The sequence below is a fragment of the Planktotalea sp. genome (genome assembly GCF_039984035.1).
Classification (GTDB): Bacteria; Pseudomonadota; Alphaproteobacteria; order Rhodobacterales; family Rhodobacteraceae; genus Planktotalea.
Window position 1 is genome coordinate 1 of the sequence record NZ_JBDWVM010000159.1, and the last position, 6,029, is coordinate 6,029.

Annotated in this window: 8 protein-coding genes and 1 tRNA gene; 5 read left to right on the forward strand and 4 right to left on the reverse strand. The window is 54.0% G+C overall.

Features of this window, described 5'->3' with window-relative positions; translation table 11 throughout:
• Positions 1-109: 109 nt before the first annotated feature.
• The 4 genes from ABJQ89_RS07240 to pdxH all read right to left on the reverse strand — a co-directional run bounded on the left by ABJQ89_RS07240 (position 110) and on the right by pdxH (position 1,994).
• A tRNA-Pro gene (locus tag ABJQ89_RS07240) sits at positions 110-186 on the reverse strand.
• A 57-nt stretch (positions 187-243) separates the two neighbouring features.
• Complete coding sequence (locus ABJQ89_RS07245) at positions 244-672, reverse strand: DUF192 domain-containing protein (RefSeq protein ID WP_348495586.1); 429 nt, start codon at positions 670-672, stop codon at positions 244-246.
• Between the two features lie 47 nt (positions 673-719).
• Positions 720-1,244: a cold shock domain-containing protein gene (locus tag ABJQ89_RS07250; protein ID WP_348495592.1), complete on the reverse strand. Its 525-nt coding sequence runs from the start codon at positions 1,242-1,244 to the stop codon at positions 720-722.
• Between the two features lie 117 nt (positions 1,245-1,361).
• Positions 1,362-1,994 carry a pyridoxamine 5'-phosphate oxidase gene (gene pdxH, locus ABJQ89_RS07255; protein WP_348495593.1) on the reverse strand — a complete coding sequence of 211 codons (633 nt, stop codon included), beginning with the start codon at positions 1,992-1,994 and terminating at the stop codon, positions 1,362-1,364.
• Between the two features lie 130 nt (positions 1,995-2,124).
• On the opposite strand from pdxH, the gene fabI reads away from it, so the two are divergent.
• The 5 genes from fabI to ABJQ89_RS07280 all read left to right on the forward strand — a co-directional run.
• On the forward strand, positions 2,125-2,931 hold the full coding sequence (gene fabI / locus ABJQ89_RS07260) for an enoyl-ACP reductase FabI (RefSeq protein WP_348495587.1): 807 nt from the start codon (positions 2,125-2,127) through the stop codon (positions 2,929-2,931).
• A gap of 5 nt (positions 2,932-2,936) precedes the next feature.
• Entirely contained in the window at positions 2,937-3,539 is a 603-nt protein-coding gene (locus ABJQ89_RS07265) for a LysE family transporter (protein WP_348495588.1), read from the forward strand.
• Positions 3,540-3,561: 22 nt separating this feature from the next.
• Positions 3,562-4,080: a xanthine phosphoribosyltransferase gene (gene gpt, locus ABJQ89_RS07270; protein WP_348495589.1), complete on the forward strand. Its 519-nt coding sequence runs from the start codon at positions 3,562-3,564 to the stop codon at positions 4,078-4,080.
• Between the two features lie 3 nt (positions 4,081-4,083).
• On the forward strand, positions 4,084-5,283 hold the full coding sequence (locus ABJQ89_RS07275) for an aminotransferase (RefSeq protein ID WP_348495590.1): 1,200 nt from the start codon (positions 4,084-4,086) through the stop codon (positions 5,281-5,283).
• A gap of 54 nt (positions 5,284-5,337) precedes the next feature.
• Positions 5,338-6,029, forward strand: a 692-nt coding sequence (locus ABJQ89_RS07280; protein ID WP_348495591.1) for a SurA N-terminal domain-containing protein, incomplete at its 3' end; no start/stop codon positions are given.

A 6,029-nucleotide genomic window follows, 5' to 3' on the forward strand; every position in this document is an offset into this window, starting at 1 on the left:
GATCCGCCCGTTTTTTACACGATGTGCATTGCCTTTTAGGCAAACGACGAATGACTGTCATGCCGCTTGAAACAAGCGGCATCGTCATATCGAAGTTGGGAAATTTAAGTGGTCGGGACGGCAAGATTCGAACTTGCGACCTACGGTACCCAAAACCGTCGCGCTACCAGGCTGCGCTACGCCCCGACTGAGGCGCTGTTTAGCGGTGTCCCTCGGAGATGGAAAGCCCAAAAATCAGAAAAATTACGGTGTACACAAGTTATTTTCATTCGCGCCTGAAAACGCGGGATGAACGAGGGTATCTCCCAGAGAAAAACCAAAGCGTGCGCTAAGCCCACCATTGATTTCCAGGACAGCAAAAACATCATCCCCCCCAAGAATCGGCGTTTCATCATGAGGAATCGCGTTCTCGTGAATGTGGGTGATGGTCCCCGCTTGATCGACAAAAATCATATCAAGTGGAATCAATGTATTCTTCATCCAAAATGCTGTCCGTTTCGGTGCCTCGAATACAAAGAGCATTCCAGCGGACGATGCCATCTGCTCGCGATGCATCAAACCTTGGGCTTGTTCGCTCGGATCATCTGCCAGTTCGACAGTAAATCGTGCCTCACCAAACCCGCCTTGGACAATAACGTGATCACCAGAACACGTTGCGCCGACGGCAGCCATTGGCGCTAGTCCAAAAAAGAGCGCCAATAGTGTTGATTTAAATCGGGTTAGTTTAACGCCGCTTCCCATGCATTCACCTCAATCGCCATGTGACCGCGTTTACCATCGATCACACGGATCGCCAATGCTTCACCAGGTGCAAGATCAGCAAGGCCAGACCGGCGCAAGACTTCCACATGGATAAATACATCAGCATCAGAGCCAAACACATTCGCAAAGCCAAAACCTTTGCCTTTGTCGAACCACTTAACGCGAGCAGCTTGGAGCTCGATTTGCTCCACTTCACTAACGTCCATTTCTTCGAGATCCGGCAGTACGGGGCGATCTTCCCCTACAGGTGGCTCTATTGAGAGCACCTCAACTGCTTGCACACCACGGTCGGTCTTCTGAGTGAGAATCTCTACCGTTGCGCCATCCGCAATAGAGTTTTGTCCAAAATTTCGAAGAACGTTGGCGTGCAGCAAAATATCTGCGCCGCCTTCTTTCGAAACAATGAAACCAAAACCCTTAGCCGGATCAAACCATTTGACGAGGCCGCGCGTCGCGCCCGTCGTCTCTTCACCTGTCATCATCATGCCCTATTCTAGTGAGCCTCATCCCTGAAAGATATGTGATGCATTTCGCACCACGAAAGCAAGAGATAAAATCGATATAAATTCAATGACTTAAAAATTCACGTCGCACGAAATTTATGGATTGAGCCTTTGAATATCCCATGCAGCGCCTATTTCTGCACGTCGCCAAACGAAACGATCATGCAGCCGGAAGGCACCATCAGCCCAGAATTCGATCTCTAAGGGCGTGATGCGATAACCACCCCAAAACGGGGGGCGCTTCGGGTTGGGGCCCTGCTTTGCCGTTACTTTCGCAACCTCAGCAACCAAGGTTGCACGACCATTCAAAGGTTGCGACTGCCTGCTGGCCCAAGCCCCTAGACGACTCTTGAGCGAGCGCGAATTATAGTATGCATCCGCTTGCGGTCCGTCTTCCCGACTCACGATACCTCTGACACGAACTTGTCGGCGTAAGGACTTCCAATGCATGACAAAAGCCGCCTTGCCCGCTTGTTCAACTTCCCCAGCCTTCGCGCTTTCGTAGTTGGTGTAGAAAACAAAAGCGTTGTCTTCGATTTCCTTGAGCAACACCATGCGTGCATTTGGCAAACCATCGGCATCAACTGTCGAAAGCGCGATCGCGTTGGGATCGTTTATCTCGCTTTTCTCTGCTTCAGCTAACCAAGAGCGCGCGATAACAAACGGGTCCGCGCCTTCAAAAATGCCTGCTCTATCGCTCATGCCGTATTCTTCCTTAGATGCGTCCAGCACTGTGCACTGGCCTTCGCGCTTAAGCTAGGTTTTCAAGGCGAACAAGCAAGAGGATTTCGTCAATAGCTTGATGGATTAAGGTCATTGCCCTAAAGACATTTCAACGTCTCAAACTGGAGCTACAATAATGTCCAACTCACTTATGGCCGGAAAACGCGGTCTGATCATGGGCTTAGCCAATGACAAATCAATCGCTTGGGGTATCGCAAAAGCCTGCGCTGACGCTGGTGCCGAACTTGCATTTTCCTACCAAGGCGACGCGTTGAAAAAACGCGTTGAACCGCTTGCTGCACAATTGGGCAGCGATTTCGTTGTGCCTTGTGACGTGGCCAGCGGCGAATCTATGGATGAGCTGTTTGCTGAAATCGAAAAGCGCTGGGGCACATTTGACTTTGTGGTTCACGCAATCGGTTTCTCTGACAAGAACGAGCTTCGCGGCCGTTACGTCGATACGTCCCCTGAGAACTTTAAGATGACGATGGATATCTCCGTTTATTCTTTCACCGCGATCATGCAGCGCGCGGAGAAGTTGATGAACGAAGGCGGCAGCGCCGTCACACTTACCTACTACGGCGCCGAGCGCATTATGCCGCATTACAACGTCATGGGCGTTGCAAAGGCCGCCTTGGAGGCGTCCGTTCGCTACCTTGCTGAAGATTTGGGCAAAGACGGTATTCGCGTTAACGCGATCAGCGCCGGTCCAATCAAGACACTTGCGGCTTCGGGCATTGGTGATTTCCGCTACATTATGAAGTGGAACGAATATAACAGCCCACTACGCCGCAATGTCACCACAGAAGACGTTGGTAAGTCTGCCCTTTACCTGCTCAGCGATCTGGGCTCAGGTGTGACAGGTGAAACTCACCACGTTGACGCGGGCTATCATGTTGTTGGCATGAAGGCGGTCGATGCACCGGACATATCCAAAGGCTAATCTATATGGAACTGACGCACATCATCGCTTTTAACCTGACGCTGCTGGCCGCAATCGCCAGTCCGGGCCCTGCGATGATGTACTTCATCCGAACAACCCTCGCGAGCGGCAAGCTCGCGGGGATTTACACGGTTCTTGGTCTTGGCTCGATGGCCGCGACTTGGACCGCGCTCGCCTTCATGGGGCTTGATGTCGTCTTTGGATTGTTCCCTTGGGCCTTTGTACTATTGAAGACCGGCGGCGCACTTTACCTGATCTGGATCGCGTATCGGACGTGGAAACATGCACGCGATCCGATGGGCAAAGCACCAACGCCCCCAGCCAAAGCTTTCCTTGGCGGCGTACTCGTGAATATGAGCAACCCAAAGTCGGTTCTCTTTGCTGGCGCGGTCATCATGGTGATCTTTCCCCAAGGGATGAGCTTTGCAGATAAAGCACTGATCGTTCTTAACCATCTCGCAATTGAATTCGCAGTTGGCACAGCCCTCGTGCTCGCCTTCTCGACAAAACATGTCAGCGCGGGTTATCTGCGCGCCAAACCAATCGCTGATCGCATTGCAGCGTCCATTCTCGGCCTTCTTGGCCTGCGTCTCCTGTTGAGCCGCTAACTATTACTTTCGGAGAACTTCCATGACAGAACGTCTGCCACACGAAAAAGGGTTTCATGTCAGCTGGGACCAGCTGCATCGTGACTCGCGCGCGCTTGCATGGCGCCTTGATGGCAAAGGACCAAATGACGGCGAATGGAAAGCTGTTGTCGCGATCACCCGTGGCGGCATGGCGCCTGCGATGATCGTGGCGCGCGAGCTGGATATTCGCACAGTGGATACGGTGTCTGTGAAGTCTTATCACTCTGGCGGTGGCAAAGCGGATCAGCGCCGCGAAGCCGAAATTCTAAAGGCGCCGGACGCAGACATGATGGGCGATGGCACAGGCGTCCTTATCGTGGACGACCTCGTGGACAGCGGCAAAACTCTAGAGCTGGTCCGCAAACACTACCCGAAAGCACATTTCGCATGCGTTTACGCCAAACCAGAAGGCGAGCCGCAGACGGACACATTTATCACTGGCGTGTCCCAAGACACATGGATTTTCTTCCCATGGGATATGGCGCTCCAATACGTCGAACCCTACCGCGGGAACGATTAATCCATGGCATCGGCGACGCAGAACACATTCGCGCCTCCTGTGATGGAGGCACGACGCTGGTTGCAGGGGGTCGAATTTTCGCCCGAACAACCCTTGATCAACGTCAGCCAAGCCGCCCCAGTCGATCCACCGCCCGAAGCCATGCGCCGCGCGATGGCCGATATTACACTGAACGAACCACAGGCCCATCTTTATGGACCTGTCATGGGCCTGCCTGCGCTTCGCGAGGAAGTCGCAAACCAATGGAGCGCCGCTTATGGCGCAAAGATCGATCCCGCATCCGTGGCCATTACATCGGGCTGCAATCAAGCCTTTGCCGCAACGATCAGCGCCATAGCGAGCGCAGGCGATGAGGTACTGCTGCCGACCCCTTGGTACTTTAACCACAAGATGTGGCTCGACATGGCGAACGTCACCGCGGTGCCCTTGGCCACTTCGGACGCACTGCTCCCTGATCCAGAGACGGCCCGCGCCCTGATCACCGAACGCACGCGCGCCATCTCACTGGTAACACCAAACAATCCTGCAGGCGTTGAATACCCGGCGGAGCTGGTTCTCGCCTTCTTCAAGCTCGCGCAAGAACATGGCATCAAGCTGATCGTCGACGAAACCTATCGCGATTTTCATAGCCAAGATGGCGCGCCTCACGCTCTCTTCCAGCAGGATGGCTGGCAAAACACTTTGGTGCATCTTTATTCCTTCTCAAAGGCCTTTCGTCTGACAGGCCACCGCGTTGGCGCGATCATCACCGCCCCTGACCTTTTGTCAGAAGCGGAAAAGTTCCTCGACACGGTCACCATCTGCCCGAATCAAATCGGTCAATACGGCGCGCTTTGGGGATTGCAAAACCTGCGTGACTGGCTGGGCGGCGAACGTCTTGAAATCCTGTCGCGGCGCGCGGCGATTGAAAGCAATATGCATTTGCTTACCAATTCGGGTTGGACCCTCAAAGGGTGCGGTGCCTATTTCGCCTATATGCAACATCCTTTTGAGATGGCGTCTGACGCGCTAGCGCAGGTTTTGGTGCAAGAGGCTGGCATTCTGGCCCTACCCGGAACGATGTTTATGCCCGAAAACCACCCTGAAGCTGCGCGTCATTTACGCATCGCTTTTGCAAATGTGGACGCAAACGGCATCACGGAATTGTTTACGCGCCTTGCCGCATTGCGCTTCTCGCTTGCTCCCTCGTCTGCAGCCAAGTAAACCTCGGCAAACGCCGATTGTAGCGGCGATGGTTTACACAGGGTTGGGCACATCATGGCGATAGGCAAAAGCAAACTTTCAAAGACCTTCATTTGGATTTTGATGGCGATGCTTATCGTCGGGCTCGCAGGCTTTGGCGCGACCAATCTGGGCGGCAACATTCGCTCTGTCGGCGCGGTCGGGGACAAAAGCATCTCAGTCGATCTTTATGCACGCACCTTGCAAGAAGACCTGCGGGCCATTTCAGCCCAAGCTGGTCAAGCGGTTCCCTTCACCACCGCGACCGCGCTTGGGGTTCCGGCCCAATCACTGGCCCGCGTTGTCACCACCCGCGCACTGGACCACGAAACAGCAGAGCTTGGTCTCTCCGTTGGTGATACAGAGCTCCAAGAGCAAATCCTGAACATAAGCGCCTTCCAAGGGTTGAGCGGTCAGTTTGATCGTGAAGCGTACCGTTTCGCCCTGCAAAACGCGGGCATGACCGAAGCCGCGTTCGAGGAAAGTATCCGCGAGGAAGCAGCCCGTACATTGGTGCAAGGTGCGATCCTGTCGGGCAACCGCGTACCGGATGCCTATGCTGACACTTTGGTCGCCTTCATCGGTGAGCGTCGCAACGCAACTATTTCGCGGCTAACCCCTGCTGATTTGGCCGAAGTGGTCGCAGCGCCAACGCCCGAGCAGCTGCAAACCTATTACGATGAAAACATCGAAAACTACACGTTGCCCGAAACCAAGCAGATCACATA